General features: G+C 73.6%; 14 protein-coding genes and 1 pseudogene. 2 read left to right on the top strand and 13 right to left on the bottom strand.

Annotated features, from left to right (window positions below; translation table 11 throughout):
* Position 1 precedes the first annotated feature (1 nt).
* The 9 genes from FB455_RS16365 to FB455_RS16325 all read right to left on the bottom strand — a co-directional run bounded on the left by FB455_RS16365 (position 2) and on the right by FB455_RS16325 (position 9,322).
* Positions 2-1,261 (bottom strand): MFS transporter, encoded by a 1,260-nt coding sequence (locus FB455_RS16365; RefSeq protein WP_013288661.1) that lies wholly within the window; start codon positions 1,259-1,261, stop codon positions 2-4.
* A gap of 137 nt (positions 1,262-1,398) precedes the next feature.
* Entirely contained in the window at positions 1,399-2,277 is an 879-nt protein-coding gene (htpX, locus tag FB455_RS16360) for a zinc metalloprotease HtpX (protein WP_030269305.1), read from the bottom strand.
* 149 nt (positions 2,278-2,426) lie between these two features.
* On the bottom strand, positions 2,427-3,893 hold the full coding sequence (locus FB455_RS16355) for a proton-conducting transporter transmembrane domain-containing protein (protein ID WP_145753931.1): 1,467 nt from the start codon (positions 3,891-3,893) through the stop codon (positions 2,427-2,429).
* Entirely contained in the window at positions 3,890-5,395 is a 1,506-nt protein-coding gene (locus FB455_RS16350) for an NADH-quinone oxidoreductase subunit M (protein ID WP_145753929.1), read from the bottom strand. The genes FB455_RS16355 and FB455_RS16350 overlap by 4 nt, the downstream gene beginning before the upstream one ends.
* A complete protein-coding gene (locus tag FB455_RS16345; RefSeq protein ID WP_145753927.1) occupies positions 5,392-7,317 on the bottom strand; it encodes an NADH-quinone oxidoreductase subunit 5 family protein in 1,926 nt (641 codons plus the stop codon). The genes FB455_RS16350 and FB455_RS16345 overlap by 4 nt, the downstream gene beginning before the upstream one ends.
* Complete coding sequence (gene nuoK / locus FB455_RS16340) at positions 7,314-7,694, bottom strand: NADH-quinone oxidoreductase subunit NuoK (protein ID WP_013288666.1); 381 nt, start codon at positions 7,692-7,694, stop codon at positions 7,314-7,316. Before nuoK ends, FB455_RS16345 begins: the two co-directional genes overlap by 4 nt.
* Complete coding sequence (locus FB455_RS16335; RefSeq protein ID WP_145753925.1) at positions 7,691-8,239, bottom strand: NADH-quinone oxidoreductase subunit J family protein; 549 nt, start codon at positions 8,237-8,239, stop codon at positions 7,691-7,693. The genes nuoK and FB455_RS16335 overlap by 4 nt, the downstream gene beginning before the upstream one ends.
* Positions 8,236-8,826: a NuoI/complex I 23 kDa subunit family protein gene (locus FB455_RS16330; protein WP_013288668.1), complete on the bottom strand. Its 591-nt coding sequence runs from the start codon at positions 8,824-8,826 to the stop codon at positions 8,236-8,238. Before FB455_RS16330 ends, FB455_RS16335 begins: the two co-directional genes overlap by 4 nt.
* Before the next feature lie 73 nt (positions 8,827-8,899).
* A complete protein-coding gene (locus FB455_RS16325; RefSeq protein ID WP_013288670.1) occupies positions 8,900-9,322 on the bottom strand; it encodes an ester cyclase in 423 nt (140 codons plus the stop codon).
* Between the two features lie 94 nt (positions 9,323-9,416).
* On the opposite strand from FB455_RS16325, the gene FB455_RS16320 reads away from it, so the two are divergent.
* Positions 9,417-10,460 (top strand): glutathione S-transferase family protein, encoded by a 1,044-nt coding sequence (locus tag FB455_RS16320; protein ID WP_013288671.1) that lies wholly within the window; start codon positions 9,417-9,419, stop codon positions 10,458-10,460.
* A 197-nt stretch (positions 10,461-10,657) separates the two neighbouring features.
* Here the strand turns inward: FB455_RS16320 and nuoH are convergent, their stop codons facing one another.
* Positions 10,658-11,620, bottom strand: coding sequence for an NADH-quinone oxidoreductase subunit NuoH (gene nuoH / locus FB455_RS16315; protein WP_013288672.1), 963 nt, complete (start codon positions 11,618-11,620; stop codon positions 10,658-10,660).
* Between the two features lie 260 nt (positions 11,621-11,880).
* Positions 11,881-12,528: pseudogene (locus FB455_RS16310) on the bottom strand (NADH-quinone oxidoreductase subunit C); the annotation flags it as partial.
* 103 nt (positions 12,529-12,631) lie between these two features.
* On the opposite strand from FB455_RS16310, the gene FB455_RS16305 reads away from it, so the two are divergent.
* Positions 12,632-13,678 carry a glucose 1-dehydrogenase gene (locus FB455_RS16305; protein ID WP_186466407.1) on the top strand — a complete coding sequence of 349 codons (1,047 nt, stop codon included), beginning with the start codon at positions 12,632-12,634 and terminating at the stop codon, positions 13,676-13,678.
* 32 nt (positions 13,679-13,710) lie between these two features.
* Here the strand turns inward: FB455_RS16305 and FB455_RS16300 are convergent, their stop codons facing one another.
* Together FB455_RS16300 and FB455_RS16295 are read right to left on the bottom strand one after the other, a co-directional pair.
* Positions 13,711-15,027 (bottom strand): DUF2252 domain-containing protein, encoded by a 1,317-nt coding sequence (locus tag FB455_RS16300; RefSeq protein ID WP_013288675.1) that lies wholly within the window; start codon positions 15,025-15,027, stop codon positions 13,711-13,713.
* Between the two features lie 36 nt (positions 15,028-15,063).
* Positions 15,064-15,624 (bottom strand): NADH-quinone oxidoreductase subunit B, encoded by a 561-nt coding sequence (locus tag FB455_RS16295; RefSeq protein ID WP_013288676.1) that lies wholly within the window; start codon positions 15,622-15,624, stop codon positions 15,064-15,066.
* Between the last annotated feature and the right edge of the window lie 131 nt (positions 15,625-15,755).

Raw genomic sequence — 15,755 nt, 5'->3', positions numbered from 1 at the left:
GTCAGGCGGCGAGCGTCTGCTCGGCGCGTACCGCTGTGGCCTCGGCCCGGGCGATCGGGCCGCCGGGCAGCGCGGCGACCGCGGCTCCGACGGCGACCGCCACCCCGGCGAAGACGAACGCCCAGGAGACGCCGCCGGCGTGGTCGATGATCAGGCCCGCGATCGAGCCGCCGGCGGCGCTCGCCGCCACCGACATGGTCACCACCCAGGTGTACGCCTCGTTCAGCATGCCGGCCGGGGTGATCCGCCCGACGAGCGTGTTCTCCAGGGTGAGCGCGGGGGCGATGGCCGCGCCGCCGAGCACCAGCGCGACGCCGAGCGCGGCCGGGCCGGGCATCACCGCGAAGACGGCGAAGCTGGCCGCGACGGTGCCGAGCAGCCAGGCGAACTGGCGGGTCATGTTGGCGGCGGGCTTGCGTACGCCGAACCAGAAACCGCCGATGGCGCTGCCGATGCCCCAGACGGCGAGCAGCACGCCGGCAAGGCTCTCCGGGTCGTCGGCGCCGGAGTTCCCGGCGAAGGCCGGGACGATGACGCCGGAGGCGCCGAACGCGATGCCGAGGCTCGCCACGCAGAGCAGCAGCGCGGGGAAGCCGCCGAGCCGCAGCGGGCCGAGGCCCCTTGCGTGGTGCTCGCGGGGGTGCGGGCGCCAGCCGCGCATGACCCGTCCGAGCGCGACGGTGCCGGTGCCGATCAGGGTTACCACCGCGGCGCCGACGAGCGCGGCGGAGGCGTCGGCGAGCAGCACGAAGCCGGCTACCAGCAGCGGCCCGATCACGAACACGACCTCGAAGAGGGTGGTCTCGGCGGCGAGCGCGGTGTTGCGCAGGTGCGCCCGGCCGGTGGCGGGGGCGGTGAGGTCGTTCCAGGCGCCCCGGATCGCGGCTGTGAGCGGCGGGTACGTGGCTCCGGCGACGCCCGAGGCCAGGTAGATCAGCCCGAGGTTGCCGCTGTCGGAGCGGGTGGCGACGAGCAGCCCGATCAGGGCGAGCGGGTGGGTGACCGCGGTGAGCAGCAGGACGGGGGTGGGTCCGACCCGGTCGGCGATCCGGCCGGCGACCGGGCTGAGCGCGGCGCCGGAGAGCGCGTAGATGCCGCCGGCGACGGCGGCCAGGGAGTACCGGCCGGTGACCTGCTCGACGACGAGCAGCAGCGCCAGCGGGGTCATGCCGATCCCGAGCCGGCCGATGATGCCGAGGATCAGCAGCATCGGCGCGCCGGGGATCCGCCAGACGCCCTGGTACTGGCGCAGTGCGGCCACAGTCGACCTCCAGGAGGGTAATGAGCGGGAGACGTTTCGACCCTAACGGCGTGACCTGACCGGGGGAAACGCATTGTGCCCGGACACACCACCGCGCCCGCGTCGTGGGACGCGGGCGCGGTGGGGAGTACGGCGGGTCAGCGCTGGAACTGCACCGGCCCGGAGTTGCGGGCCATCTGCTCCAGGCGGGCCACCCGCTGCTCCATCGGCGGGTGGGTGGCGAACATCGCGGCGATGCCGCCGCCCCGCTTGAACGGGTTGTCGATCATCAGGTGGGCGGTGCTGGCGAGCTGGCCCTGGGGCGCCAGCGGGCGCGCCTGCGTACCCATGTGGATCTTTCGGAGGGCGCTGGCCAGGGCCAGCGGGTCGCGGCTCAGCTCGGCGCCGGACTGGTCGGCCTGGAACTCCCGGCTCCGGCTGATCGCGAGCTGGATCACCGTGGCGGCGATCGGGCCGAGGATCAGCGTGAGCAGCAGCACGGCCGGGTTCGGGGCGTCCTCGTCGTCCGAGGAGCCCAGCGGGATGAACCAGGCCAGGTTGGCCAGCATGGTGATGATGCCGGCCAGGCCGGCAGCCACGCTGGAGATCAGGATGTCCCGGTTGTAGACGTGGGACAGCTCGTGGCCGATCACGCCACGCAGCTCCCGGTAGTCCAGGATCTCCACGATGCCCTGGGTGACGCAGACCGCCGCGTTCTCCGGGTTACGACCGGTGGCGAACGCGTTGGGCTGCGACGTCGGGCTCACGTAGAGCCGCGGCATCGGCTTGCCGGCCTGCGTGGAGAGCTCCCGCACCATCTGGTACAGCTCGGGGAACTGTGCCTCGCTGACCGGTTGCGCCTTCATCGAGCGCAGTGCGAGCTTGTCGGAGTAGAAGTAGGTGACGCCGTTCATCAGCAACGAGACGACGACGGCGATGACGAGACCGCCGCTACCGCCGAACCAGTAGCCGATCGCGAGGATCAGCGAGGTCAACAGGCCGAGCAGCGCTGCGGTCTTGAGACGGTTGTGATGCACGATCTCTCCTTCGGTGCACGGGCCCTTGCGGGAGGCCCGCTGACCGGTTCAACACACCGGTACCCGTCAACCATCCGGCTCATGGCTGAAAGTTGCCTGGATGTTGCTGTGCGCAGGCTGAAGCGGTCGCCCATCCGGGCAGGAACCGGTCAGCGCGCCGCCACGTCCAGCACGAGCTGCGGTGCGAAACCGATCACCACCGCGGCGACGGTGGCCACGCCGAGCGCCAGCACCACGGTCCGGGCGGGCCGGACCGTCGCCACGCCGGCCGGCGTCGCGTAGAGGGAGGCGGTGACCCGCAGGTAGTACGCCAGGCCGATCACCGCGTTCAACGCCACCACGAGCGCCAGCCAGCCCGCGTTCCCGGCCAGCAGCGCGCGTACCACCGTCACCTTGGCGAACAGCCCGGCCAGGCCCGGCGGCAGCCCGGCCAGCCCGATCAGCGCCAGCGCGAACGCGCCGCCCACCCAGGGGTGCCGCCGCGCCGCGCCGCGCAGGTCGGCCAGCGTGCCGCCGTCACCGTCCGCCGGGCGCAACGCCACCACAGCGGCGAACGCGGCCAGTTCCAGCAGCACGAAGAAGATCGCGTACGCGACGGCTGCGGCGTACGCGACCGCCCGCGCGTCGCCGGTGCGGCCCGCGGCCAGCGCCAGCGCGCCCAGCGGGGCGAGGATGTACCCCGCCTGGGCCACCGACGACCAGGCGAGCAACCGCACCGTACGCCGCTGACGCAGCGCCACCAGGTTGCCGACGGTCATGGTCAGCACCGCCAGCGCCGCCAGCACCGGGCCGGTCAGGTCACCCGGCAGCGCCCGCTGCACCACAGCCAGCAGCGCCACCACGCCACCGAGCTTCGAGGCGGTCGACAGGTACGCGGCCACCGGCAGCGGCGCGCCGTCGTACGTGGCAGGGGCCCAGGCGTGGAACGGCACGGCGGCGACCTTGAACGCCAGCCCGGCCACCACGAGTGCCACAGCGACTGTGGTCAGCGGCAGATCGGTCAGGTCGTCGCGGGCGGTCAGTGTGGCGCCGAGCCGGTCCAGGTGCAGCGTGCCGGTGACCGCGTAGAGCAGCGCCGCGCCGAGCAGCGTCACTGTGGTGGCGACCACGCTGACCACGAAGAACGTCACAGCCGCCTCGGCACCGGCGAGGCTGCCCCGGCGCAGGCCGACCAGCACGTACAGCGGGAGCGTCAGCGTCTCCAGCGCCACGATCAGCGTGATCAGGTCACCGGCGGCGCCGAGCACCACGCCGCCTGTCATCGCGCAGGCGAGCAGGAAGCAGTACTCGCCGACCGGGGTGCGCCCGGCGCGCAGCAGCGGACCGGACAGCGCCAGCACGCCGAGCGTGAGCAGGGCGATCACGGCCCCGACCAGCGCGGCCCGGCCACCCCACACCCAGGAGCAGTCGTCGCCCACGCAGAACGTGCGCCGCTCACCGGCCGCCCCGACCAGTGCCGCGCCGGCCGCGGTGCCGGCCGCGCCGAGCGCCGCCACCGCCACCGTGACGGCGGGCCGGGCCACCAGCAGGTCGAACAGGAGCACCAGCACGGCCGTGCCGGCGGCCAGGTACGCGGGCAGCATCGCCACGTTGTCGACACTCTGCACCAGGCTCATGGGACGACCCCCAGCAGCGCCTCCACCGGACCGGAGGCGTACGACAGCACGAGCGCCGGGGCCAGGCCGACCGCGAGCGCGAGCAGCACCAGCGGCGCCCAGGCGGTCAGTTCCGCCCTCGCCAGCCCGGGTGCGAGCCCCGCCACCGCCGGGCTGGGCCGCCCGTGCGTGACCCGGCGCAGCAGCCGCAGGAAGTACGCGGCGGTGAGCGCCCCGCCCAGCGCCGCGAGCACGGCGAGGGTCAGCCAGAGCGGGCCGCCCCGCTGCACGGCGGCCACCACGGCGAACGCCTCACCCCAGAACCCGGCCAGGCCGGGCAGCCCCAGCGAGGCGACAGCCGCGAAGCCGAGCAGCCCGGCCAGCCGGGGCGCGGTCTCCCGCAGCCCGGACAGCTCGGCCAGCGAGCCGGTGTGCGCGCGGTCCTTGACCGCCCCGGCCAGGAAGAACAGCAGGCCGGTGATGACACCGTGGGCGATGTTGCCGATCAGCGCGGCCTGGATCCCGGTGGCGGTGAGCGTGGCGACCCCGAGCAGCACGAAGCCCATGTGTCCGACGCTGGAATACGCGATCAGCCGCTTCAGGTCGTCCTGCGCGAGGCAGACCAGCCCACCGACCAGGATCGCGGCGACGGCGAGCACGCCGAGCACCGGCGCGGCCCAGCGGGCGCCCTCCGGGGCCACGCCGACGGCGACCCGGATCAGCCCGTACGTGCCCATCTTGAGCAGCACCCCGGCGAGGATCACGCTGCCCACGGTGGGCGCCTGGGTGTGCGCGTCGGGCAGCCACGAGTGCAGCGGCCAGAGCGGGCTCTTCACCGCGAACGCCAGCGCCAGCAGCGTGAACGCGGCGAGCTGGGTGCCCCGGGACAGCCCGGCACCGCCGGTGAGCGCGACCAGGTCGGCGGTGCCCGCGGCGGCCACCACCACGTAGACGCCGACCAGCAGCAGCACCGAGCCGAACAGCGTGTAGAGCGCGAACTTGCGGGCCGCCCGACGACGGTCCGCGCCGCCCCAGCCGGCGATCACCGCGTACATCGGCAGCAGGACGACCTCGAAGAACAGGAAGAACAACACCAGGTCGAGCGCGAGGAACGTGCCGAGGATGCCCACCTCGACCACCAGCAGCAGCGCCACCAGCGCCCGCCCGCTGCCGCCGCCGGGCGGCACCCGCCACAGCGTGTACGCGCAGCACAGCAGCGTGAGCAGCGCGGTCAGCACCACCAGCGGCCAGGAGATGCCGTCCACACCGAGGTGGAAGCGCAGGTCGAGCCCGGGCACCCAGGTCAGGTCGACCTGGTGCCACGGCTGCACCGCCGGGCGCGGCCCGTACCCGAACCAGCCGTGGTCGCCGCCGACCAGCGGCAGCGTCGCCAGCAGCGTCAGCGCGGCCGCAACGGTGCCGACCACCCGGCCGGCCCGGTCGCCGGGCACGACGGCTGTGGCCAGCGCGCCGAGCGCCGGAACCGCCACCACGGCGACCAGCAGGACCTGCCCGAACGTCATGAGGTCACTCCGATCAGCGCGACCGCGAGGCCGATCAGCAGCGCGCCCGCGAGCACCCCGGCCGCCGCGCGCGGCAGCGCCGCCCGGTGCAGCGCGGCCAGGCCGCCGCCCACCTCGACCGCCGCCCGGCCGCTGCCCTCGACCAGCCCGTCCACGCCCAGTTCGTCACCGGTACGCACGACCCGCGCGAGCGCGCCCGCCGGGCGTACGACGAGGGCGTGCTGGACGTCGTCGAGCCGGAACGCGCGGGCGAAGACCGGCCGCAGCGGGCCCAGGAAGCGGGCCGGGTCGGCGGCCGGGTCGCGGCGCCAGCCCGCCCAGGCGACGCCCGCGCCGGCGAGCAGCAGCAGGAACGGCAGGATCAGGTTCGGCGCCAGGTGCACCAGCTCGACCGCCTCGCCGGTGTCGTCGCCGGGCACGCGCAGCCGGTCGGCGAACCAGGGCGCGAACGCGGCCAGGCCGAGCAGCGCGGCCGGGGCCGTGAGCAGCAGCACCGGCCAGCGCAGCAGCGCGGGCGGGTCGTGCGGGCGCAGCAGCGGCGTGCGTGTCCGGCCGAGGAACGTGCGCAGCAGCAGGCGGGTCGCGTACCAGGCGGTCACCGCCACGCCGACCAGCCCGGCCAGCCAGACCAGCCAGCCCACCCAGGCGGCGGTCGGCCCGGCGCCGTCGAGCGCGGCCGCCTCGGCGGCGGCGAGCACGCCGTCCTTGCTCCAGAAACCCGAGAGCGGGGGTACGCCGGCGAGCGCGCCCAGGCCGACCACCATGCACCAGAACGTGACGGGCATGGCGGCACGCAGGCCGCCCATCCGGGACATCAGCGTGGTGCCGACGGCGTGGATCACCGCACCGGCGGCGAGGAACAGCAGCGCCTTGAACGCGGCGTGGGTGAGCAGGTGGAACAGCGCGGCAGCAGGTGCGCCGACCGCCAGCGCGCCGGTCATGTAGCCGATCTGCGACACGGTCGACCAGGCGAGCACGCGCTTGATGTCGTCCTGCGCGGTGGCGGCGAACGCGCCGAGCAGCATGGTGATCGCGGCCATCACGCCCAGCACGGCGAGCGCGGCCGGTGCGCGCTCGAACAGCGGGAACAGCCGGGCCACCGCGTACACCCCGGCGGCGACCATGGTGGCGGCGTGGATCAGCGCGGACACCGGCGTCGGACCGGCCATCGCGTCGGGCAGCCAGGTGTGCAGCGGGAACTGGGCGCTCTTGCCCGCCACCCCGGCGAGCAGCAGCAGACAGGCGGCGGTGAGCGTGCCGGTGCCGTAGTCGTGCGCCAGCACGTCGGCGATCCGGAAGCTGCCCGCGCCCACGCCGAGCAGCGCGATGCCGAGCAGGAAGCCGACGTCACCCACACGGGTGACCAGGAACGCCTTGACCGCCGCGCCGGGTGCCTCGGGCAGCCGCCGATCGTGGGCGATGAGCAGGTACGAGCAGACGCCCATCACCTCCCAGCCGACCAGCAGCATGATCAGGTCGCCGGACACCACCACAGTGAGCATGGCGGCGGTGAAGAGGCTCAACTGCGCCGCGTACGGCGGGTAGCGGTGGTCGACGTCCACGTCGTCGTGCGGACCCCGGCGCAGGTAGCCGATCGAGTAGACCTGCACTGCCAGCGCGACGGCGGCGACGGCGGTGGCGACGAGCACCGCCACGCCGTCGAGCCGCAGGCCCAGCGTGACCCGCAGCCCGCCCAGGTCGACCCAGGTGGTGGACGCCTCGACCGGGGCGTCCACGCGGACCAGCAGCGCCAGCGCGGCCAGCAGCGACACGGCCGCCCCGGCCACGCCCAGCGCGACAGCCGACCGCCGGGCCGCCGCCCGGTCCTGGCGCGGGGCGGGCGGCAGCAGCAGGCCGAGCAGCCCGGCGACCAGCGGCGCCGCCGGCAGCACCGCGGCGAGCCACAGCGTCGGCGTGCTCACCGGACCGCTCCTTCCGTGCCCGGCGCTTCCGGCGTCGGCAGCCCGCCCGGGGCCACCGCGACCGCCGGCGCCGGCTCGTCGAGCGGCACGTCGTCGACCGTGACGCTGGCGCGCAGCCGGTAGAGCTGGAGCACGATGGCGAGCCCGACACCGATCTCGGCGGCGGCCAGCACGATCACGAACAGCGCGAACACCTGCCCGGAGTGCGGCAGCACGGCCTTGACGGTGGTGTCGGCGGTGACCAGCACCAGGTTCACCGCGTTCAGCATCAACTCCACCGCCATCAGCACCAGGACGGCGTTGCGGCGGCGCAGCACGCCGTACACGCCGAGGCCGAACAGCAGCGCGGCGGTGACGTACGGGATGACCGGCCTCACGGGCGCCTGCCCTCGTCGGCTGGTTGCGCCGCGCTGGTGTCGGTGGACCGGCGGCCGATGTCCGGGCGGGACAGCACGATCGCGCCGACCAGCGCGGCCAGCAGCAGCACCGACAGCACCTCGAACGGCAGCACCCAGGAACGGAACAGTTGCTCGCCGAGGCGCTCGGCGGTGCCGGCGGCGGGCAGGTCCACCCGGGACCAGCGGAACGCGTCGATCAGCAGCACCGCCAGGCCGAGGCCGCTGCCCGCGCCGACGAGCGCTGCGGCCCAGCCCGGCCGGTCCAGGTCGTCCGACGGGCCGATCGGCGCGCGGGTCAGCATCACCGCGAACAGCAGCAGCACCACCACCGCGCCCACGTAGATGAGCACCTGCACCCAGGCCACCAGCTCGGCGGTCAGCACCAGGTAGTCACCAGCCAGCGCGCCCAGGCACACCACCAGCCACAACCCGGCCCGGACCAGGTGGCGGGTCGCGACCACCAGCGCACCCGCGCCCACCGCCACCGCGCCCAGCGCGAGCAGCAGGACGTCCGCACCGGTCATGAGACGGTGCCTCCGCCCGGATCGGTGGCGGCGTCGGGGCGTACCCGGGAAGGAGCCGGACGGGCCGACGGACCCGCCGCCTTCCGGGCGGCGGTGGTCTCCTCCTTGGAGGGGTCGCCGAGCGGGTCGTGAGCCGGCGGCGGCGGCACGGTGGCCATCCACTCGCCCAGATGGTCCTTGTCGTGCAGCAGGTTCTTGATGTCGTACTCGGCGTACTCGAACTCGGGCGACCAGTAGAGCGCGTCGAACGGGCAGACCTCGACGCAGATGCCGCAGTACATGCAGAGCGAGAAGTCGATGTCGAACTTGTCGAGCACGTTGCGCTGGCGGGGGCGGGCGGCGCCGGGCACCGCCACCTCCTCCTTGTGCGAGTCGATGTAGATGCACCAGTCCGGGCACTCGCGCGCGCAGAGCATGCAGACCGTGCAGTTCTCCTCCAGCAGCGCGATCACGCCACGGGAGCGGGGCGGCAGCTCAGGCTCGACGTCCGGGTACTGCTGGGTGGTCGAGCGGCGGGTCATCGTCTTCAACGTGACCGCCAGGCCCTTCACCAGGCCCCCGCCGGGCACTCCACCGTGCTCGCTCATGCCGCCCATCCTGCCCTGTGGCCCGGGCGCGCGCGACCACCACCCGGCGCTTTGGCCCGCGCGGGCGGCCGGATCACGCCTCGCCGGGTGTGAGCGGAGGCAGCATCTCCACGCCGAGCTGCTGGAGCACCTGGAACAGCTCGTTGACGCTCCACACGTCCACGATCCGGCCGTCGTCGTCGAAGCGCAGGAACGTCGCGCCCGAATAACTGACCACGCGGCCGGTCGGCGGCACCGGGCCGAACTGGCCGGCCTGGGTGCCGGCGGCCCGCCAGCGCACCGCCACCCGCGTACCGGTCGCCACCACGTCGACGATCTTGTAGCGCAGGTCGGGGAACGACGCCCGCCGGTCCCGGTGCCACGCCAGCATCGCCGCCGGGCCGGTGCCGCCCAGGCCCGGGCAGTCCGCCGCCACCAGCTCGTACGCGCTCTCCTCGCGCCCCGCGTTCCACACGTCGGCGACGAAACGCCGGGCTGCCGCCTCCACATCGGTCACGGCGGGCAGCCTATGCCCCTCTCCGGGGCACTCGCCCTGCCGGGAGCCGCCGGAGCGACCATGATGGGAACGAAAGGCGAACTCGGAGGTGGGTGTGGGCAGCGACGACGAGGTCCTGGACCGGACCGGCGGCAAGTACGTGGAGCCGGGTGGTGAGTTCACCCGGGACCAGCGCTACATCGCCACCCGGATCACCGCCGACGAGCGGGACGGCTGGCCGGTGGAGCCGGGGCGCTACCGGCTGGCGGTCAGCCGGGCCTGCCCCTGGGCCAACCGGCTGATCATCATCAGGCGCCTGCTCGGGCTGGAGGACGCCATCTCGATGGCCGTGGCCGGGCCCACCCACGACAAGCGGAGCTGGACGTTCGACCTCGACCCGGACGGCAAGGACCCGGTGCTCGGCATCGAGCGGCTGGCCGACGCGTACTTCGCCCGCTTCCCCGGCTACGAGCGCGGCATCACAGTGCCGGCGCTCGTCGACGTGCCCACCGGGCAGGTGGTGACGAACGACTACGCGCAGATGAGCCTGGACCTCACGACCGAGTGGACGGCGCACCACCGGCCGGGCGCGCCGGACCTCTACCCGGAACCGCTGCGCGGCGAGATCGACGAGGTGAACGGAGTCGTCTTCGCGGACGTCAACAACGGCGTCTACCGGTGCGGCTTCGCCGGCAGCCAGGAGGCGTACGACAAGGCGTACCACAGGCTGTTCGACCGGCTGGACTGGCTGAGCGAGCGGCTCGCCGGGCAGCGGTACCTGGTCGGCGACACGATCACCGAGGCGGACGTACGGCTGTTCACCACGCTCGTGCGCTTCGACCCGGTCTACCACGGGCACTTCAAGTGCAACAGGCAGAAGCTCAGCGAGATGCCGGTGCTGTGGGCGTACGCGCGGGACCTGTTCACCACGCCCGGGTTCGGCGACACGATCGACTTCGACCACATCAAGCGGCACTACTACGAGGTCCACCGGGACATCAACCCGACGGGGATCGTGCCGCTCGGCCCCGACCTGAGCAACTGGCTGATCCCGCACGGGCGGGAGGAGCTGGGCGGTCGTCCCTTCGGCGACGGCACCCCACCCCCGCCCCCACCCCCGTCCGAGCGGGTAGACCCCGCCCACACCCCGTTGCGCTGACCCGCTCCCTCCCCCGCCCCGTCTCGCCCCACCCTCGCCCTGCCCTCGCCCCGTCCTCGCCTCGCCTCGCCGATCTTGCACTTCGGGCCCGGAACCTGGGCGTCTTGCCCCTTTCGCCGGGGCAGGAAGTGCAAGATCGACGGGGACAGGGAGGGGCGGAGGGCGAGGAGAGGGCGGGGAGGGGCTGGGCGGGCGGGCTACAGGGCCAGGCGGACTGCGGCGGTCAGGACGAGCTGGGCCAGGGCCAGGGGGACCAGGACCAGCCAGCAGAGGCGCTGGAGCTGGTCCTCGCGCAGCCTCGGGTAGCTCACCCGCAGCCAGATGATCACGAAGGCGACGGCGAAGACCTTCAGCAGCGTCCACAGCCAGCCGAGCTGCGCGTCGGCGAACGGGCCCTGCCAGCCGCCGAGGAACAGCACGGTGGTCAGCGCCGCGATCACCACGATGCCCACGTACTCGGCGAGCAGGAAGAACGCGAACCGCAGGCCGGTGTACTCGGTCATGTAGCCGAAGACCAGCTCGGAGTCGGCCACCGGCATGTCGAACGGCGGACGGCGGATCTCCGCCAGCCCCGCCACGAAGAAGATCACCATGGCCGGTGCCTGCCACAGCAGCCACCAAGGCTGCCAGGCCTCCACGATGCCGGGCAGGCTGAGCGTGCCCGCCGCCATCGCCACCGAGGCGGCGGCCAGCACCAGCGGCAGCTCGTACCCGAGCAGCTGGGCGGCGCCGCGCAGCCCGCCGAGCAGGCTGTACTTGTTCGCCGACGCCCACGCGGACATGAGCACGGCCAGCACGCCGACGCCCACCACGGCGAGCACGAAGAACAGGCCGATGTCCAGCGGCTGGGCGACCAGGTCACCCGGCCCGAGCGGGATGACGAGCAGCACGAGCAGGTACGGCACCAGCGCCACAGCGGGCGCCAGCCGGAACACCGGCCGGTCCGCGTCGCGCGGGGTGACGTCCTCCTTCTGCACGAACTTGATGCCGTCGGCGACCAGTTGCGCCCAGCCGTGGAAGCCGCCCGCGTACATCGGGCCCAGCCGGCCCTGCATGTGCGCCATCACCTTGTGCTCGGCCTGGCCCACGATCAGCGGCAGCGTGAGGAACGCGACGAGCACGCCTGCCACGCGCAGGACCAGCTCCAACCAGTCCGGCATCAGCTCTCCCCCGCCGCGTCGGGCTCCGGCTCCTGGCGGGGCGGCCCGGTCGGCCGTTCCCCCGGCAGCGGCCGCCCGAGCGGACCCGCGTCGTCGGTCGCCGGAGCAGCAGCGGACCCCGCCCCGGGCTCCCCGGAAACAGCCCGCTCCGGAGCATCCCCGGCAGTCGGCCGCGCCGGGCGCTCAGCGGCAGCAGGCCGCGCCGGACGCTCGCCCGGAGCGGGCCGAGCCGGACGCTCGCCCGGAGCGGGCCGCGCCGGCCGTTCGCGGGCCGGGCGCGCCGGCGTACCCCCTCGGGGGCCCTCACCCGCGCCGGCCGCACCCGCCGGCGTGGGCGTCGTGCCCCACTCACCCGGCGCGGGCACGCCCGGCGGCCGGACCGGCCGGCGGCCGCCGCCCGCCTCCGACTCGCCCGGCTCCTTCGCGCCGGGCCACGGCTTGGCGACCCGGGAGGCGAGGACGAACTCCTTGCGCAGCGGGTGCCCCTCGAACTCCGGTGGCAGCAGCAGCGGCCGCAGCTCACCGTGGCCGGCGAAGTCGATGCCGAACATCTCGTGCGTCTCGCGCTCGTGCCACGCGGCGCCGGGGAACAGGTCGACCACCGACGCGACGACAGGCGTGTCCCGGGGCACCCGGGTGCGCAGCAGCAGCCCGTGCCGGTGCCGGACCGACCAGAGGTGCAGCACCACGTCGAAGCCGTCGGCCAGCTCGTCCACCGCCGACAGCCAGTCCAGGAAATCGAGATCCAGCTCGGCGTCGTCGCGCGCCGCACGCACCGCGTCCGCCCAGCTCGCCAGGGGTACGTCGACGGTGGCGCGGGCGTACCCCTGACCGCCGGAGACCGATGCGGTGGCCTCGACGGGCGCGAGCAGCGCGACCACTCGCCGGCCGACCTCTTCCGGAGTCATGCGCTGATCCTATGGCCGACGGCTGCGGACCGGGCCGGGCCGCCCGTGCCGGGATCGCCGCTTTGCCGGGCGGGCGGGGCGAGCGCGCGGAAAGATGAGGTCCGTGCGCGCTGTGACTGTGACCCCCGGTGTCCCGGACTCGCTGCGGCTCGTCGAGGACTGGCCCGAGCCACCGCCCGAGGAGGGCGCGATCCTGATCGAGGCGCTGGCTGTGGGTGTCTGCGGCACCGACCACGAGATCGTCGCGGGCGAGTACGGCGAGGCGCCGCCGGGCCAGGAGCGGCTGGTGCTCGGGCACGAGTCGCTGGGCCGTGTGCTGGATGATCCGACCGGCACGTTGCACACCGGTGACCTGGTCGCCGGTGTGGTCCGCCACCCCGATCCGGTGCCCTGCGCGAACTGCGCGGTGGACGAGTGGGACATGTGCCGCAACGGCCAGTACACCGAGCACGGCATCAAGGCACTGCCCGGTTTCGCCCGGGAGCGCTGGCGGTTGCAGCCCAAGTTCGCCGTCGGCCTGGACCCGGCACTCGCATCAGTGGGCGTGCTGCTGGAGCCGACGAGCGTGGTGGCGAAGGCGTGGGACCACATCGAGCGGATCGGCCGCCGGGCCGAGTGGAAACCGATGACCGTGCTGGTCACCGGTGCCGGGCCGATCGGGCTGCTGGCCGCGCTGCTCGGCAGCCAGCGTGGGCTGTCGGTGCACGTGCTGGACCGCAACACCACCGGGCCGAAGCCGGAGCTGGTCCGCGCGCTCGGGGCGACGTACCACACGGCGACCGTGCCCGAGCTGGACGTGAAGCCGGACGTGGTGATCGAGTGCACCGGCGCGCCCACTGTGGTGCTCGACGCCATGTGCAAGGCCGCGCCCACCGGCATCGTCTGCCTGACCGGCGTCTCCAGCGGCGGCCGGACGATCAACTTCGACGCCGGTGCGCTCAACCGGGAGCTGGTGCTGGAGAACAACGTGGTGTTCGGCTCGGTGAACGCCGGGCGGCGGCACTGGGAGATGGCCGCCGAGGCGCTCGCCCAGGCCGAACAGTCGTGGCTGACGTCGCTGATCACCCGCCGGGTGCCGCTGTCGAACTACCGCGAGGCGTACGCCTCGGTCGGCGAGGACATCAAGGCGGTGCTGGACTTCACGCAGTGAGGCGGGGCGCCGGATCCGGCGCCCCGGCCCTCTCAGATGCCTGGTAGCCGGCCGTTGCGGAACAGGTCCACGAAGAGCTGGTGGTCCTCGCGCGCCCGGATCCCGTACCGGTGGCCGAAGTCGACCAGGTAGCCGACGAACGCCTCCGGGTCGGCGTCGACGACCGCGACGATCGCCTCCTCGGTGGAGTAGTCGACCAGGTCGTGGCTGGACTCGTCGTCGGCGACCGAGTGCATCCGGGCCACCGCCCGGCCCAGGTCGGCGAGCACGCCGGCCAGTGCCTCCGGCTCGTTCACGTCGGCCCAGTCCAGGTCCGCCGCGTACGGGGACACCTCGGCGACGAGCTGCCCGACGCCGTCCAGCTCGGTGAAGCCCAGCCACGGGTCGGCGTGCGCCTGCAACGCGCGCTGCGACTCGGCGGTGCGGTGCCCCTGGTGCCGGAAGTACGACCGGACCCGCTCGTCGTCGACGTACCGCGCCACGGCCGGCACCTGCGCCTGCTTCATGTAGATGACGACGTCGTTCTCCAGCGCCTGGGTGTGCCCCTCCAGCAGCAGGTTGTACGACGGCAGCCCGGCCGACCCGATGCCGACGCCCTTGCGCAGCACCACGTCCTTGATGCCGGCGGCCACCGGGCGCATCCGGGTGGTCGAGTCCGGCAGCGTGTGCAGGTAGTCGGCGAACGCGGCGCAGACCTTCTCCCGGGTGGCGTCGTCGATCTCGTGGACGCCGTCGCCGAGGGAGAACCGGCGCTCGTAGTTGTCGATCGTGGTCTGCGCGGCGAGCAGGTCCACCCGGGTGTTCAGCCGCGCCTGCTGGAGCACCCGGCGCAGCACACCGTCGGCGTTGTCGAGCGTGATCGAGCCGATCGCGTCGTCCCCGCCCGCGGCGATGGCCCGCAGTTCGGCCAGGTACGACCGGGCGAAGCCGGTCACCAGTTCGCCGATCACCCGGTCGGAGAGCGCCTTGGCGTAGCCGAGCAGCGCCACGCTGGCGGCGAACCGCTTCAGGTCCCAGGTGAACGGCCCGACGTACGCCTCGTCGAAGTCGTTGACGTTGAACACGAGCTGCCCGGAGGCGTTCATGTAGGTGCCGAAGTTCTCGGCGTGCAGGTCACCGTGGATCCACACCCGGCTGGTCCGCTCGTCGAGGAACCGGTCGCTGCCGAAGTCGCCGCGCTGGTCGGCGTAGAACAGCGCGGCGCTGCCCCGGTAGAAGGCGAACGGTGACGCCGCCATCTTGCGGAACTTGCGGCGGAACGCCGCCGGGTCGATCGCCATGGACGCGCCGAACTCGTCGGTCAGCACGTCGATGATGAATGCGGAGCGCTTCTCCGCGAGGTCGGTCATGAGCCGCAGGCTAGCCCCGCGCCGCCACCTGGCGGTTCAGCCGACCGGCGGACGTACCGGGGGTGCGGTGAGCGCCTCGACCGGCCGCGCCACAGCGTCCGCCGGGGAGGTGAGCGCGTCGGGCCGGGGCACGCCGCCGATGCCTGACTGCTCGGCGGCGATCTTCTCCTGGAGGCGCAGGATGCCGTGCAGCAGCGCCTCGGGGCGCGGCGGGCAGCCGGGCACGTACACGTCGACGGGGATGAGCTGGTCGACGCCCTTGGTCACCGAGTAGGAGTCCCAGTACGGGCCGCCGCAGTTGGAGCAGGCGCCGAACGAGATCACGTACTTCGGCTCGGGCATCTGGTCGTAGAGCCGCTTGACCGCCGGGGCCATCTTGTCGGTGACGGTGCCGCTGACCACCATGAGGTCGGCCTGCCGGGGCCCGTGGGCGAACGGGATCACGCCGAGCCGCATGAAGTCGTGCCGGCCCATGCTGGTGGCGATGAACTCGATGGCGCAGCAGGCCAGGCCGAAGTTGAACACCCAGAGCGAGTAGCGGCGGCCCCAGTTCAGCACGAACCGGATCGGCTCGCCGAGCACGGCCGGCACCTGCACCTCGGGCCCTCCCCTGTCTGCGAAATTCCGCTGTCCCTGAACCGACAGTCAACCACAGCGCCCGGATCGGCAACCCCCGCAACCGGTACGGGCGTCAGGGCGTGTGACCGGCGTGACCGCGTCGGCGGTAC

It is taken from the genome of Micromonospora sp. CNZ296 (genome assembly GCF_007827635.1).
This window is presented reverse-complemented; position numbering and strand designations above follow the sequence as displayed.

What these genes read in the sequence shown, in the direction of transcription:
- FB455_RS16300 (WP_013288675.1), bottom strand. Translation starts at nt 15,027, where the DNA reads ATGACCGACCTCGCGGAGAAGCGCTCCGCATTCATCATCGACGTGCTG.
- FB455_RS16350 (WP_145753929.1), bottom strand. Translation starts at nt 5,395, where the DNA reads ATGACGTTCGGGCAGGTCCTGCTGGTCGCCGTGGTGGCGGTTCCGGCG.
- nuoH (WP_013288672.1), bottom strand. Translation starts at nt 11,620, where the DNA reads ATGCCGGACTGGTTGGAGCTGGTCCTGCGCGTGGCAGGCGTGCTCGTC.
- FB455_RS16330 (WP_013288668.1), bottom strand. Translation starts at nt 8,826, where the DNA reads ATGAGCGAGCACGGTGGAGTGCCCGGCGGGGGCCTGGTGAAGGGCCTG.
- FB455_RS16335 (WP_145753925.1), bottom strand. Translation starts at nt 8,239, where the DNA reads ATGACCGGTGCGGACGTCCTGCTGCTCGCGCTGGGCGCGGTGGCGGTG.
- FB455_RS16355 (WP_145753931.1), bottom strand. Translation starts at nt 3,893, where the DNA reads ATGAGCCTGGTGCAGAGTGTCGACAACGTGGCGATGCTGCCCGCGTAC.